At 35.3% G+C, this 15,988-nt stretch carries 12 protein-coding genes; 5 read left to right on the forward strand and 7 right to left on the reverse strand.

What is annotated here, in order from left to right; translation table 11 throughout:
* Nucleotides 1–168 precede the first annotated feature (168 nt).
* Nucleotides 169–462, forward strand: coding sequence for a DUF4386 domain-containing protein (locus tag N780_RS06675; protein ID WP_052114927.1), 294 nt, complete (start codon nt 169–171; stop codon nt 460–462).
* A gap of 281 nt (nt 463–743) precedes the next feature.
* Complete coding sequence (locus tag N780_RS19175; RefSeq protein WP_052114928.1) at nt 744–1,334, forward strand: DUF6241 domain-containing protein; 591 nt, start codon at nt 744–746, stop codon at nt 1,332–1,334.
* A gap of 193 nt (nt 1,335–1,527) precedes the next feature.
* On the opposite strand, the gene N780_RS06685 is transcribed toward N780_RS19175, so the two are convergent.
* Nucleotides 1,528–3,312: a UvrD-helicase domain-containing protein gene (locus N780_RS06685; RefSeq protein ID WP_036781731.1), complete on the reverse strand. Its 1,785-nt coding sequence runs from the start codon at nt 3,310–3,312 to the stop codon at nt 1,528–1,530.
* Entirely contained in the window at nt 3,305–5,041 is a 1,737-nt protein-coding gene (locus N780_RS06690) for an ATP-dependent nuclease (RefSeq protein ID WP_036781733.1), read from the reverse strand. Before N780_RS06690 ends, N780_RS06685 begins: the two co-directional genes overlap by 8 nt.
* Nucleotides 5,042–5,647: 606 nt before the next feature.
* Here N780_RS06690 and N780_RS06695 point away from each other — a divergent pair.
* Complete coding sequence (locus N780_RS06695; RefSeq protein ID WP_036781735.1) at nt 5,648–5,881, forward strand: hypothetical protein; 234 nt, start codon at nt 5,648–5,650, stop codon at nt 5,879–5,881.
* Nucleotides 5,882–6,016: 135 nt separating this feature from the next.
* On the opposite strand, the gene N780_RS06700 is transcribed toward N780_RS06695, so the two are convergent.
* Nucleotides 6,017–6,658, reverse strand: coding sequence for a hypothetical protein (locus N780_RS06700; RefSeq protein WP_036781737.1), 642 nt, complete (start codon nt 6,656–6,658; stop codon nt 6,017–6,019).
* Entirely contained in the window at nt 6,651–7,520 is an 870-nt protein-coding gene (locus N780_RS06705) for a site-specific integrase (protein ID WP_036781739.1), read from the reverse strand. Before N780_RS06705 ends, N780_RS06700 begins: the two co-directional genes overlap by 8 nt.
* Before the next feature lie 176 nt (nt 7,521–7,696).
* Here N780_RS06705 and N780_RS19730 point away from each other — a divergent pair, with 176 nt between their 5' ends.
* The gene (locus N780_RS19730) at nt 7,697–7,834 is read left to right on the forward strand and encodes a hypothetical protein (protein WP_156969100.1); all 138 of its coding nucleotides are present in this window, start codon (nt 7,697–7,699) and stop codon (nt 7,832–7,834) included.
* Nucleotides 7,835–8,140: 306 nt separating this feature from the next.
* On the opposite strand, the gene N780_RS06715 is transcribed toward N780_RS19730, so the two are convergent.
* Entirely contained in the window at nt 8,141–10,093 is a 1,953-nt protein-coding gene (locus N780_RS06715) for a beta-galactosidase (protein ID WP_036781742.1), read from the reverse strand.
* A 41-nt stretch (nt 10,094–10,134) separates the two neighbouring features.
* Entirely contained in the window at nt 10,135–11,721 is a 1,587-nt protein-coding gene (locus tag N780_RS06720; RefSeq protein ID WP_036781743.1) for a solute:sodium symporter family transporter, read from the reverse strand.
* 499 nt (nt 11,722–12,220) lie between these two features.
* On the opposite strand from N780_RS06720, the gene N780_RS06725 reads away from it, so the two are divergent.
* Complete coding sequence (locus tag N780_RS06725) at nt 12,221–13,450, forward strand: ROK family transcriptional regulator (protein WP_036781744.1); 1,230 nt, start codon at nt 12,221–12,223, stop codon at nt 13,448–13,450.
* A 142-nt stretch (nt 13,451–13,592) separates the two neighbouring features.
* Here N780_RS06725 and N780_RS06730 read toward each other — a convergent pair whose 3' ends face one another.
* Entirely contained in the window at nt 13,593–15,854 is a 2,262-nt protein-coding gene (locus N780_RS06730) for an alpha-galactosidase (RefSeq protein ID WP_036781746.1), read from the reverse strand.
* Nucleotides 15,855–15,988: the final 134 nt, after the last annotated feature.

The raw sequence follows: 15,988 nt of genomic DNA on the forward strand, positions 1-15,988 counted from the left end.
GTAAAAGTTCAATGAGCAGAAAGTGTAAAAATCAACTTGACGTTTACAAAAGCTCCACTATTCTTACACCCAAATATTTAAAAGCACAAATTCCTTTATTTAAGTCAATAAAAGTCTCTCTAAGACAGAATACAATCATACTTAGATCAAATTCGAGGAGGTACGTAAATGAACATAAGAATGAACCCCTATCAAAACATGCAGCAACATGCAGCAGTGATCTCTGGTGTTGCGTTCATTCTCATGACAGTTGCTGCTATGTTTGCTCAAGGCTATGTGCACAGTTCATTAGTTATAGAAGGAGATGTGACAACGACATTCAAAGACATCCAAGCCTCTCAATCCTTGTTTCGTCTTGAGATGCTTGGATGGCTCATCATTATCATAGCGGATGTAATCGTTGCATGGGGATTTCATATGTTCTTGAAGCCGTTCCATTCTAGTTACGCCTTATTTCGGTGAGTATGTTAATGTTTTTTCGTTCAGAAATTACACTGCCACTTCATATATAACCCATAAAAATTGGAACTACTTCCCAAGAATAGCTTTCTGGTTCAATGTTTCTACGATATAATTTTATATATACCTATTAATCGGACAAATATAGCATGTGTAAAATAGTCATTTAGAATTGTCGCACCTAAAGAGCTCAAACCATAACCCTGATGCTTCCCATTTAGGATCGTTTATTTTCTATGGAAGTGAAAGAAGTGAAAACAATCAATTAAGGAGAGATTATAACAATGAAAACATTCTTAGTGAAAAATTGGTTCGTTATTACGTTGGCTTCTATTTTTTTAGCAGGCACAGGGATTATCTTTTTTATTTTGTACGGTGGATCAGAACAATTGCTAACGAACGATGCTAAAGCTGATGAAAAACAAGAAGAAGTTGAACCCGGAACAGACCTAGATGTAACCGTTTCTAAAGATAGCGAAAAAAAGGAAAATAATTTTATTGAGCTTAACGAAAAACGAGACACACCCATTGAAGAAATATATACAGAAGGCACGTCCGAGAGCGCTATTCAAAACGCTATTCACCAAATGTCTCATCAAAAAGTCATCGCTAACAAAAAATGGGGTACTTTACCCATCACAATGGATCGTGTAAATCGTTTAATTGAAGTGGTTGAGATGAACAATTACACTCACAAGCAAGATTACTTAGAAATTCTCAACGCATGGAAAAACAAAGATTTCGCTAACATAGATGACCACCATAACATGATTTGGGAAATGCAAGGCGGAACAGTTGGGAAAGCAACTGGCGTTATGTCGATTGCACAGGAAAGAGAATTTATTCAAGATCATTTTGGTAGTGATATTGAGTAGAACTGTTTTAAAAAGCATTATGGCGGATAGCCACCGGCGATAAAAGTTAAATCTCCCCAATATAAAAGCAAATCACCTGTATATGAGTGATTTGCTTCTTTTTAAACCTGTGAAATTCTTAGAATAACTTACGGTTACTATACCATTTGATAAAATATTTGAGAATAGTCATAATGAAGCGCAGGAACCGTCTCTACGCTTCTTTAAAGATTGACTTAACATCTTTGTTAATATTCATGCTAATACCCTGCAGTTTTAGAAAACAAGTTATATTAGTTCTGTATCCATATCCATTTATTTCACTGGCTGTGAAATACGTTTGTATTCTAGCCCTAGTAAGAGCCACATAAAAAACTCCTAATTCATCTATAAAGCTCTTTTCGTTGTCTTCGTCTATAATAAGCCTACAATTTTGTTTAAAGGAACACCCTTTACACATCCCCATATAATTAGGAATTGAATCCTTCTCTAAGTCTGGAATAATAACGTATTCCCATTCCAACCCTTTTGCTCCGAAAACCGTAGAAATGATTACACTTTCTTTAACGTATTCAATGTAGTTCTTCAATCCTTTACCCATAAGAAAATTGATTATGAAATTCTTTCTATCTTCTGAATTTAGATGTTTCCAAATTGCTTCTTTAATAACTTGTTCTATAAAAACTTTTAGTAACCTTAACAAAGGTTGAGATTTTGAATTAATTTTTATTATGGATTTAAAATCTAAATAGAATTCCATAAGGTTTTTCTTAGATACTGAATCTCTATTCTTAAAAAACTCAATAAATCTATTCAAACATTGTTGATGAAAGTCTTTATAAACAGGATCTTCATCTTGTAAATATAAACCATTAAAATACGGAACTCCCTTATCCTCAAATTCTTTAAGAACAATATCTAAATTTCTACCTCTTTGCCTATATAATATAGCTACTTTTTCGTTGGCTTGATTAAGGTCTAAAGAATTAACTAATTGTACTATGCCTTTTGCTTCATCATATTGAGAGTCAAAAAGGTTTAACTTGACCTCACTTTCACTTTCCATATTTGGATTTATAGGATTTTTCGCAATCTCCCTAATATTATTATCTAATAACAACATTTCCTTATTATCTTTAAATCGATAATTATACTTTAAATGATGATATTCCATATCAAATTTTTCAGCGGCATCATCTAAAAGGTTAGGGATAGCCCCAATAAACCCATAAATTTTTTGAAGAGAATCACCATAAAATTGAACATTAGACTTATCACTAATAATTAAATTCATTAATTCCCAGCTTAAAACGTTAGTATCTTGAAACTCATCTATAACAATTGATTGAAATATACTTTGATAAAACTTTAAAACACTGGGGTAATTTTTAAGTAACAGTTCAGTTAATAATATTATCCCATCATATGTAATATATTTATTGTCTAATAATTTTTTAATTAATATTTTTAAGTATTTATGCTTATTTTGTTCAATTCCTGCATAATTAATAATTCTTACATCGTGTTCAAATTTACTGATTACCTTTAATTCTTCTTTAGTTAATCCTATTTCTTCTTTTGTGTTGAAAATTTTAAAGGAATCAACTTCTTTCAAATTCTGATGAAGTAAATATCCGTATTTCTTTAATATTCCACGACAAAAGCCATGGTAATTAGAAACCACCACTTTTCCATCAATCTCCTTAGGTTTTGGCTTTAAAGCGTCTTGTAGCAATACGGGTAACTTTGACTTTATGTCCTTTTTAACTTTATGTGCTGCATTCACACTAAATGTGATCACTAATATTTTTTTATAATTCTTTATTTTCTTGGCCACAATGTCATATGCAATTTTACTAATAAGCGTCTGTGTTTTACCATAACCAGCAGGTGCTTCTACCATTATTTTTTTACCGTCCGAAAATATTACATCTAATTGTGATTTATCATCACCATGTATTTCTGTAATTTTATCTTTTATGTCAGTATGTTCAATCATCAGATCCCCCCACCAAACACCTTATCGTTTCAATATAGATTTGTGGAATCACTGTAGTATGTTTCCCCAATTCCTTACCAACAATAATGCTCTTAATATTTGACAACTGTGAATGTATACCGGATTGCAATTCAGATTTCAATCGTATTTTGTCTTGTTCTTTAATAGCTTTGAATTCTTCATGCAAGTTTGGGTTCGCAGGGTTAAATTGGATATTTAACTTCTTTGCAGTACCAATAAGAAAGCCTTTCTTTTCAGGAATATTTTCTACTAAGAAACTAGCATAATCTTCAGGTTGAAAACTGTGTGATAACTCCTCTTCAAAATCAACAAAATTAGTTTCAAACAAGTTTTCAACATTTTGAAAAGCTTTACGTTCCATATTCCCATCATCTTTATCAATTATTCCTACAGCATTAACACCAAATTTATTAAATAAATTCATTAAAGGAGGTACACTATTTACACTACCAGCTCTTACTATACTGACCCCTAACTTATCGAAATCATATCCCAACTTTTGAGCGAAAATAGGAAATGCTCCTTCTTCTGTTTCCCCCTCTACTACCAATACACTTTTAGCATAAAATGCTTCTTTAATTATTTCCATATTCTTATTTAGGTGCTTTTCTATATCAGGTTTAAAAGTTATTTGAGATCCACTTTTCACACTCAGCTCTCCACTTTCATCCTGAAAAAACCTCACAATATGTTTATAATTATTTTGTATTGAAAATGGAGAGTGAGTAACGAAAATTAGCTGTCCTTTAACTCTATCTACATCAAATAAATCTTTTAATATACTATTAAAATTTTGATCTTCACCCTTTGTTATTTCGGATAAGTATTTTATTAAGCTTCGTTGCATGAATGGGTGTAAATGTATTTCCGGTTCATCTATACCTATTATAACCGGAAGATAATGTTCGTTCCGATCTTGTTCTAAAACATTTTCACCTGACCTACGAGATTTTTCTATTATGTTATATATGTTATCAATAATTACTAAGGGTATAATATTTAAAAATTGCACACCATAACCCATATCATTTATATAGTGATCCCCGTTACCCTTTAAAACTATTAGTTTAGATAGAACCTTTTCAACCTCATTATCCAAATGAGCAGCAATAGAAAAGTTATTTATTGTTTCAATTTTTCCTATACTTTTATTTAAGTACTTTAATAAATCAGTAAAATCGTTCTCATCGATAAACTGATTCTTTCCATCTGTTGAATTTTCTTTTAAATAACGTTCAACAAGGTATTTTAAGAACTTTCCTCCACCTGTTCCCCTATCAAAATTTAACTCGTTTTGAGGATTCCTAAATGATGAATAGTTTATGAAATTTAACTTCCTTAAAGTTTTATGAGATATTTCCTCTTCAGTTTCCTTATGTAAAAACTTAAATATTTCTTCTGGACTATCTTGTTTTAAAGTTATATTGATTATATTAATCTGTTCATCGTGAGGAGAAAAATAATCATCAAATAATCCTATTTCTTCATCATCAAGTTGTAATTGTAAATTTATTTCAATTGAATTGTCTGGATTTTTGAAGTCACGCTCACGAAAGTATCTTGAAGCGGAAATAGTGTTTAACATCGCTAGAAAATTTGATTTCCCTAAATTATTCTCCCCTACAATAAAATTCATATCTGGATGCAACGCAACCTCTATTCCATCTAAGTTTCTATAATTCCAAATTTCAACCCATATTAGTTTCAAAATACCCCTCCATCTATAAAGCATTTTATATGTTAATTTTACCATTTCCAAATCAGTCTTGAAACTAATCTCTTATCTAGGGGAAATTGTTTCAAGTCTTTTAGCACATAGAAAAAGAGGTTATGACAAAAACTTCAAAGCTCTTTTCTCATCTCTAATTTTTTAGTTCTTCATGGGTGTTTATATAATACGTTACACCGGTTTTAACTGACTTTACTATTAATCCCCAAGTCCAGTGAAAAAGTAGTTTTTTTCAATTTAAATCACACGTGAAAATGACCACATATTAAAAGTACTATTATGTTGGGTTATAGCCTAAAAATAGATGAGGTTTTAGAGGTAGGATGGCTACTATCCTTTTGAAATTAACCGCTATATCGGTTAATTTCTCTTGATTCATCATGGTTAAGAGGCCATATCCGCTAGCTCGGGATATACCGTGGAAACGTTTGAGCTCCACGTTTTTTCTTTCAATGGAAGCTCGCTCTCAAACGCGAAAGAAGGTCTATTATCTAATCTGACAAAATCAGGACCAGCATTCTGGCAAACATTCTTTAAGGGGATTTCTAAGAGTTCATCAACGCTTACAAAGCCGTAAGCCGTGAAGTGGATAACATTTGCGGAGAGTTGGGTGGTTTAGCTGGACAGCTTCAAGCTACCTTCCCTGGTGGTCGAACTACTATTCGATACAAGCACATGATGTCAATCGAAGGCAGCGTGACTATTGAAGGTGATACTGGTTCAGAACAAGTCAGGATCGCCGCTGACCAATACAGGGAGCAGATCGAGAAGCAAGGATTCGATCTCGGCAACCTTCGCCAAGAAATCCGACTAAACTAATTTACCACAACAAGAGTCTGGTTCTTTATAGAATCAGTTTTTTTCACATATGCCATACGATTTCCACAGAGAGCTTTTAACTATCCTGTATACTATTTATCACAATCGTCTGATGTGACTTGCATTTGCTGATTTCTATAGAAAACTATGGTCAAACTCATCTAAATGGTAATTCAAATACAATTCTTCTGTCTCACCATTGTTAAAGACAAACTTCAATTTATTGTTTTCCTTAATTAAATTATCCGTGCCACCTTGGTGAAAATGTAATCGCATATGATGTTGAGGGCAAACCACAACAGTATTCTGATAAGTATCAAGGCTTTCAATATCTTGCTTCTGTTCAGGGGTATTAGCTAACCCAATACTTGTTATATGATGAACCTCAACATATTTAACACCGGTCTCCATGATAATTGGCAAGAATGGCTCAGAAGGATCACATAACTGACATTCATGTTTATAAAGAGTCTTTAGCTTTCTCACTAGTTTAGCCGATCTTCTGATACGATCTTGCGCTTGTGTTGTTCTTTCCAGGGACCCCTGGATACTCTGGATTTCTTTTAATAATTCGTCTTGAAGGTTCTCCTCATCAATTTCGCTTGTTTCAAGGACATCCGGTAAATGTTTTTGTTGTTTTTTACGAATATCACCTAAGTCAATTTCATATTCATCAACTTTTATTTCCACTCCTTCTTTAAAATGAGAGAAACCATCATGTGAATTGAATTTATACCGATTCAAGGTACCTATTTCATACAAATGTAGTTTAGTCATTTGATTCACCTTGTTCGACACATGACTTACATACCAACCACTTCGTGTGGTTCTCATTTACAGACACTAAAACCCAGTTATCAGCTTGCATTTCATTTTCTTTCTGACATCTCGGACACGCAACGAAGTTTTTGTCATGTGTTTTTTCGATGTCAATCCACCTTACATCACGCCCAAGAAGCTCCGACATATCAACTAATCTATATTGATGACCTGACATAGAAACTCTGTCAAGAATAGCGTCATCACGCTCAATGAGATCAGCAATGTAATCATCAATATTGATGGATTTATTTTTAGTAATCTTGAACTCTCTATTTTCTGGTGAATAGTTCTTCCGATGACATTTTGCTAAATCGTTCCACTTAACCTCGTGTCGATAGATCATTTCAAAAGTGAATAATCTTTTATTCTCATTATCACGCTTATAAGTATCTCTGATGAGTACGACTTGTTCTATTGTCAAAGGTACCGCTCCCCTTTGAATACTTTGACGTACATCACCAGGACTAAACACAATTGATCCTAGCTTATCACTACTAATCAACAAAGATAAGCCCTTTTCTTCGGATAAATACCGCCAGAAGTTCTTTAGAGCGTAGACTCTATTATTAAAACTGCTCTCAGCTTGAGCTGCACTAATAAAGTCTTCCATAATAACAAATGGAGTGTCCTCTATCTTTTGATCTTCACGAAGCGTTTCCAAAAAATTGAGCACCTTGTTTGAATAATTTGTGATAGTCGTCTTACCCTTACCGCTCTTTTGAAGGTATTCAACATAATCCGAGTAAAGCTTACTGTTTCTTTCGTTTAGTCCCATCAATCTCTTCGTAACTGTTCGTCTTGATCTAGATACCAGCATATTACCCCTCCACAATTTTTTGACTTTATACTACCACATTTTACCACAAATCTGTTCGTTCAATAAATTTTTCCAATAGATTTTAGAACAATTTATTATAATAATATTTTCAAACAATACTTAAAGTGGCTCCATTAAAAGGATTAAAAACTTATTGGAGCAGGAGGAAAGTTAATATGAGTGAACCCAAGCACCATCTAGCAATTCTTGAGATGTATAACCACCTAGTATCTTCATTTCCTACTTTTGATATCCTTATAAGATACAGTGACAACGGTAGCGAAGACTATAAGTTAACCAAAGAACTCATTTAACACTATAGAGCAACAGACCAAAGGATTTGGGATTTGGCGGAAGAAGCACGGGGGCGGTTCTGATCTTCCTTATTTTCTCTATAAAAATGCATGAAAACCGTCGCTGTTCTTCCATCAAATCTTCATAATATAGGAGCAAATCACTTTTAATTAAGTGGTTTGCTTTTTTTATCAGTATTACTCGTAGAATAAAAGTAAAGAAGCGCAGGATCCTTCCCACCGCTTCCTTATAAATCATAGAAACGCTCAATAAAAAAGCCTTGAAGCTATTGTATGCTTCAAGGCTTTTATTAAAAGTAGTATACGTTATTTTTTTACGATTTGAGTCTCATATGGCGCAAGTACTTTATCCATATACGATACTTCTTCTTCTGTATGATTCATAATAAATTGATATTCTTTTTCATCAACAACTCTAGTATACACTTCTACTCCAATTGGAGATTCTTCATAATCTATATTATGATTCTCTACTACCTTTTTAACAAGTGGTCTAAGTCCCTCTACATCAAGTCCACCGCCAATGTAGAAAGCTTCTCCATCTCCATATGAATTCCTCGTAACTGCTGCATATTCTTTATAGAGGGAATCCGTATATCGGTAAATGGTTTCTGCACCCTCTGGTACAATCAGATCTCGCCATATATTCACATAACTCTCTTCTTGTGAAAGATCATGCTCTCCTTTAACGGAAAGGCGATGTTCTGCTGTTAATGATTCAATTTCCTCTACACGTATTCCGGTTAAATCTGCAACGGGGCCTGGTAAGGTCTGGCCAAAGTTTATGACATTATCTTTATCCTTCAAACCTGCTCGGAAAGAAAAGATTACCGTTCCACCTTGTTTTGCGAATTCTTTCAAACGAGTAGCTAATTCTTCATTCAGCACTTGCATAACGGGTACCAAAACTACCTTGTAGTTGGAAAAATCACGATCTGCCGGTATGACATCTAGTTTAGTATTTAAATCATAAAAAGGCTGATACAGACGCATAAGCTCTTGATTAAAATGGAAGTCTTTACTTTGAGTTTGAGCACGCCAAGACCAAATATTATCATAATCGTAGAGCACTGCGATTTCTGCTTCAATAGGAGATTCTAATAGCTGATCGTACTTGCTCATTTCGGTAAAGACATCCTTCACCTCATGATACTTACGTCCATAACGGTTATCATGATCTATAACTCCGTAACAGAATTGTTCCGCACCTCTAGTCATCCCACGCCACCTGAAGTAAAGCATATTTGAACACCCGTGAGCAAAAGCTTGATAAGACCACAGCTTTGCTTGATTAGGACGAGGTAGGTATCCAATGACATCATGGCCTTGTGCTCCCATCAGCTCTTCTACAATCCAGAAATTTTGACCCTTCAATCCTCTATTGAAATCAAGTGTCATCGCTATTTCGCTAGGAGGTATGGGTTTTTCAAGACCTCCCCAAACTGGGTAATTATCATAGGAAACAAAGTCCATTGGTCGCAAATTCTCTTCATGGTCAAACCACTTATCAAAGAAACCACCAGAAACATTTGTCGTTATTTCTTGATGAGGACCTTTTTCTTCTCGAACAATTTCCGTCATTTGATGAGCATAGCTGTTAAGAGAGAAAGAGCGAAAACGGGCCCAATCTAATTTCAAACTTGGATTATGGGTGGTTATTGTAGGCGTAGGAGCAGGAATTTCCGTGAAATCATTGTAAGTCTGCCCCCAGAAAATAGTCCCCCAGCGTTCATTTAACTCTTGAATATCATTATATTTTTCCTTCAGGAACTTTTGGAATGCTCCCTTGCATTGATCACAATAGCATTGATCACTTCCTTCATGACCAAATTCATTATCGACTTGCCATACTACAATAGCTTCTTCATTTCTATAATGCTTGACTAATTCACGAGTAATGCGGGCGCTATACTGACGATATTCCTCCGAGTTAAAGCAATATTGGCGTCTCCCACCAAACTCTCTCACTGTTCCATATTCATCCTTTGAGAGAATGGAAGGAAATTTGTTAGCCAGCCAGGCAGGAAAGGTAGCTGTAGGTGTACCAAACATAACCTTAAAATCATAGGCTTTAGCTTGCTCTATTACGTTATCAAAATAAGAGAAATCAAATTCTCCTTCTTTTGGTTCCATTACATGCCAAGCAAACTCACCGATCCGTATCATATTAGCTCCAAGACCTTTGATGCCTGTTAAATCTTCTTCCATCTGGCTAGATGGCCAATGTTCTGGATAATAATCCACTCCAAAATAGCTCATATAAAAACCTCCAATATTTTTTTATTTAGGGTTTGCTTAGTTTATATAATCCCTATCGGTGACAGTAGTGTATAGATAATAATCATCGCTACAGTCGCCGCAATTCCCACTGGATAGACCAGCTTCCATGGTTGCATATCTACTTTCGCTTTTTCTTCTAAATGGAACTCTTCATTTCTTGGATATAGCTTGCCTATTAATAACATTAGAGTGGAGCATATAACGAATAGAATACCTAAGATATGAAGGAAATGTAACCCGGTATCCCACACTAACTGAGTCGTCGCGTAAGTAGAGATAAACACAAACAAGGATACTTTCGCTGCAATTGCTGGCACTCGTTTTGTTAGATAACCCACAATCATAATCGTGAAGATCGGTACGTTATAAAAACCGTTTACCATCTGTAGGTATTGGAAAAATCCTTGTGGTACCAAATCTATTAAGGGAGCAATACAAATAGCGAATAAAGCAATTGCCGTACCGAAATATTTACCTTTACGAACCACTTCTTTATCTGTAGCATTTGGATTTATATATGGCTTGTAAATATTTAAAGCAATTAATGTAACGGATGAGTTTAGTGCTGAGTTAAAGGAAGAAAGGATAGCCCCAAATAATACAGCAGCAAAAAAGCCTACTAAAGGTGTTGGCAATATCTCATTAACAAGTCTTGGATAAGCATTTGTTGGTTCTAGGTCAGGACCAAACATATTGAAAGCGATAATACCAGGTAGAATAAGGAAAACCGGGCCCAATAATTTTAAGAAGGCCGCAATCAAAACTCCTTTTTGCCCTTCTTTCAAACTTTTAGCTGAAATGGCACGCTGCATAATATGTTGGGCAGTACCCCAATAAAAGAGGTTCACAAGCAACATTCCTGTAAACATCGTGCTAAATGGTACAGGACTATCAGAATCGCCAATGGAATTCATCTTCTCAGGGGAATCTTGCAAGATTGTGTTGAAACCAGCACCAATCGAACCATCTCCAAGAACGTATAACCCAATAACCGGAATCAGTAACCCACCAAGCAAAAGTCCAACACCATTTATCGAATCGGAAACGGCAACCGCTTTCAAACCTCCAAAAATTGCGTAAATAGATCCTACAATTCCTATACCTAGTACAGTAAGGTATAAAGATGGAAGTCTACCAATCCCAAGAGTTTCTGGTATGTTGAACAAGCCATTAATGGCAACCGCTCCAGAATATAAAATTGGAGGTAATAGATTAAATATATACCCAAATAAGAATAGAATGGTTACAATCTGCTTTGTACCGAAATCATAACGATCTTCTAGAAAATCAGGAATTGTTGTAATTCCACCTTTTAAATATTTCGGTAAAAGAAAGAACGCTACAATAACTAATGCAATGGCAGCACCTACTTCCCAACCCATTACAGCAATGGTGGTGGAATAACCTTGAGCGTTCAGTCCAATTAATTGTTCGGTGGATAGATTGGTTAACATTAAAGAGCCTGCAATAGTCCAAGCTCCAAGACTTCTACCACCTAAAAAGTACCCATCATGTGAATTCAAATCTTCTTTTCTCGTAATGTAATAGGAAATTAGAGCAACTAAACCAGTGAAAAATAAAAAAGACACGATCGTAAACAGATTCATATAGTTCTCCCCTTTTATCAAACTTTACTTTAAATTACACGAGCATAAGACTTCTTAAATAACGCATCCCTATCCCTTGCTTTCTAAAGACATTCATTTTGTTTTTATTCAACCGCACAATCCTTAACCCAAAATCATTCTGTCTATGTATCCTTTCGTATTGTCTTATTTGGATAAAATTAATGCGCTTTCAAAAAACTTAATAAATTAATTTAATTAACTTAATGCTAAGTTATCATAAGAAATAAACTCTGAAAAGTTTTTTTAAAAATTTTATGACAAATTTTATATTTTTGCTCTTTAACAAGATATAGGCTACTATTTGTTTCCCCCCTACTAATACCAACAGTTTTAAGTTGCAAAATACTCTCACTAAAGCCATTCATTATACAACCTTAGAATAAAAATTTTAAAACTCATTTTTAAATACTTCGTTAAATTAATTTACTTTCATATATGATATAGTGAAACTACAGACGGAATACCTAGGAGAGATTATATGTCTACAAAATATACACGCGGTAGCTTTCAACTTATGAAGTCAATCAACCGCTCGGTTATTCTAAATATGATTCGCTCAAAAGGGCCCATTTCCCGTGCAGATATAGCCAAACAAACAAATTTAACTCCTCCCACTGTTAGTAACATCGTGAAAGAGCTACTTGATAGTCAATTCGTTGTAGAAACGACTCAAGGTTCTTCACAAGGGGGCAGGAAGCCTACATATCTTGAAATCAACGCGAATCAATTTTTTATTATGGGTATAGATGTAGGGCGTTACCATATAAAATTTGTAATCACTAATCTTTATGGTGAATTAGTTGAACAACTGATGCTTGATATCCAAGCACAACCAGAAGCTAATGACCTAATTGAAAAGATGAAAGAAGGAATCTATCAGATCATGCAAAAGGGGGGCAGGAATAAGGACAAGTACTTAGGAATTGGCGTGGCTATGCACGGCATAGTTGATGTAAATACAGGTGTATCTTTATTTGCCCCATCTTTCCAAACACACAATATCCCTATACAAGAAGAGCTAGCTAAGGAGTTTTCCATGATGGTTCATGTTGAGAATGATGCAAAAGCTATGACACTTGGGGAATGGTGGTTAGGAAATGGAAATGACGAAGATAATATCGTAGGAATAAATGTTGGTCACGGGATCGGTGCCGGGATTATGATTAGAGGCGAATTATTTCAGGGCGCTAATTTTATAGCTGGAGAAATTGGCCACATGACCATTGACCTATCTGGACCAAAATGCAGCTGCGGAAATTATGGATGCCTTCAAACTCTTGCTGCGGGACCTGCCATCGCTCAACGTGCCATAAAAGAATTAAAAGCCGGGAATACATCAATGATTACAGATATAGTTCAAGGAGATCTAGAACGGGTAAACGGGGAAATCGTATTTGAAGCTGCTACAAGAGGGGATGAATTTAGTCAAGAATTATTGAAACAAACTGGAAGGTACTTAGGTATTGGGCTGACCAACCTCATTCATACCATTAACCCTAACCGTATCATTATTGGTGGAGGGGTTTCACATGCAGGTGAATTTATTTTGGATAGCCTCCAGGAGACTATTCAAGCAAGAATTATTACTGACGCTGCTAAAGAGACAGAAATTGTTCCATCACAATTAGGAGATAATGCCTCTGCTATTGGCGCGTGTGTCCTTATTTTACAAAACTTCTTTCATGGTGGAAAACAAGTTTCACAATAATTTCTCATATTAAAACTCTGTTACTATTTAGTGTTGCACCGACTTAGAGTGATTAAAAGATCATAGCGGTATCACAAACAAAGCCCCATAAAAAGGAGAGTACTCATTTTGATAGAGTACTCTCCTTTTTCATTAGACTCCCTTACATTTTCTTCAAAACCCACAGTTTAGAAGTGAAGTCCCCAGATTCTTTAATCCCTCCTGCTTGTGTTCCGGAATACCCTGAGCCAAGGTCAAGCCCTGCATACATGATTTCATCACCAAATCGTTCTGCAGTTTCCTGCTCCACTCTATAGTCTTCGTAGGAGTTTATTTCATATAATTTGTATTTTGCCGTAGGTTCTAGCCCCTTTAGCTGAAGACGTTTAAACCCATCATTAGCTCTAGCAAGGATTTGGTAGTATCCTATAATAGCAGTTGATTGATCCTCAGAAACAACCATCCATGCGGTTTGATTCTTCTCCCCCTCAAATGGAGTCAGTAATCGATAAAAGTTTCCTGTTTGAATCAAATGACGATATTGTTTGTAAAAGTCAATCTGAGCTTTTACTTCTTCCTTCTCTGCTTCACTCATTTTGGAAACATCTAATTCATATCCAAACATACCGAAAAACGCAACTTCTGCTCGTGTTTTCAAAGAAGTGAGCCTGCGTACTTGATGATTTGGAACCTCAGAGACGTGTGCTCCAATAGAACTTAATGGATAAACAAAAGATGTTCCATACTGAATTTTTAACCGTTCTATTGCATCTGTATCATCACTTGTCCACGTTTGCGGTGCATAATAAAGCATACCTGGATCGAATCTAGCTCCCCCGCTTGCACATGATTCAAATAAAACGTCTGGGAATTCTGATGTTAACCTTTCATAGAGATCATAGACTCCCAAAATATAGCGGTGAGGAACTTCTTTTTGGCGGTCAGAGGAAAGGGCTTGAGAACTTATTTCTGTCATATAACGATTCATATCCCATTTCACGTACTTGATTTCTGCCTCACGTAAAAGAGTTGCCATCTGATTGTAGATATAATCTACTACTTCTTGTCGCGAAAAATCTAAAACAAATTGGTTTCTCCCATGAGACATCGCCCTGCCATGCACATAAATTAACCAATCAGGGTGATCTTCATAGAGTTTACTAGCTTTAGACACCATTTCTGGCTCAAACCAAAGTCCAAAATCTAACCCAAGGTCTGTTACTTTTTCAGACAACCCTTTTATACCATTTGGAAGTTTACTTTGATCCACAAACCAATCACCAAGGGAGGTAGTATCATCATCTCGTTTTCCAAACCACCCATCATCTAAAACAAATAGCTCTACCCCTAAATTTTTCGCTTCTAAAGCTATATCTAGTATCTTGTCTTCGTCAAAATCAAAATACGTTGCTTCCCAATTGTTTAACAATATCGGTCTTGTCTTATCACGCCATTCTCCTCTTACCAAACGATTGCGATACAAATGATGATAGGTTTGACTCATGCCATTTAAACCTTGATCTGAATACACGAGAACAGCTTCAGGAGATTGAAAACTTTCATATTGATCTAATTTCCAGCTGAAATCGAAAGGTTGGATTCCAATCGATGCACGAGCCATATCATAATGATCCACTTCTACTTGAGCTAAGAAATTCCCACTATAAACAAGACTGAAGCCATAGACTTCACCCTGATCTTCTGATGTATGCTTCCTTTTCAATGCATAAAAAGGATTTTGCTGGCTAGAACTCGTTCCTCGAGTACTCCCAATTGACTGGATACCACTTTCTAAGGCACGTTCTTTCACGTGCCTTTCCCGTGACCAACTTCCTGATAACTGAACCATATCAAAATTAGAATCAAAGAAATCAATGGAAGCACTTAGTGCACGATCAAGTTGAAAAGATTGTGAGCCTTGGTTGATAATCTTGGAAGACCTTGTAATGACTGCGTAGTTCTTGAAAATCGTATAATATAAAACCAACTCCGCTTGAAGAATAGGATCATATAATGAAATTTCAAGCGTTTCTGCTTCATTTTCATCTTCCGTATATGTTTGAGGTAGTCCTCTCAGCTCAGGCTTCCCTTTATACACTTTGTAGGATTGATAATTAAAATCACTAATACGACTCCCATTTTCTTGCTCAATGTGCAACGCAGGGTAACGATAATCAGTAGTGCCATAAACAGGGTATTCTTGTTGAACTAAATCTAATGAGAAATTCAGATCCCCTTCGTACACATAAGAGGTTGTTACCCTCTCCCCCTCCTTATACATATAAGAGAAATCATCTGAATGACTTATGCGCTTCCCAAAATAAAGATGCCCTAAATGGCCATTCTGTAAGATATGGATAATATAACTTACTTTATCATTTTGTAAGTGAAACTGTTTTTTATGTTCATTTACAAGTATCATTATGTAAAAACCCCTTTATGTAATTATTTCCTACTTCTTCATGATAAAGTGTTATCTATCTCTTAACAATCGATAAAAATATAATTTCTTTAACAATAGACTTTATCTTTAAATCAGATATATAAACACACATCGGG

It is taken from the genome of Pontibacillus chungwhensis BH030062 (assembly GCF_000770675.1).
GTDB lineage: Bacteria > Bacillota > Bacilli > Bacillales > BH030062 > Pontibacillus > Pontibacillus chungwhensis.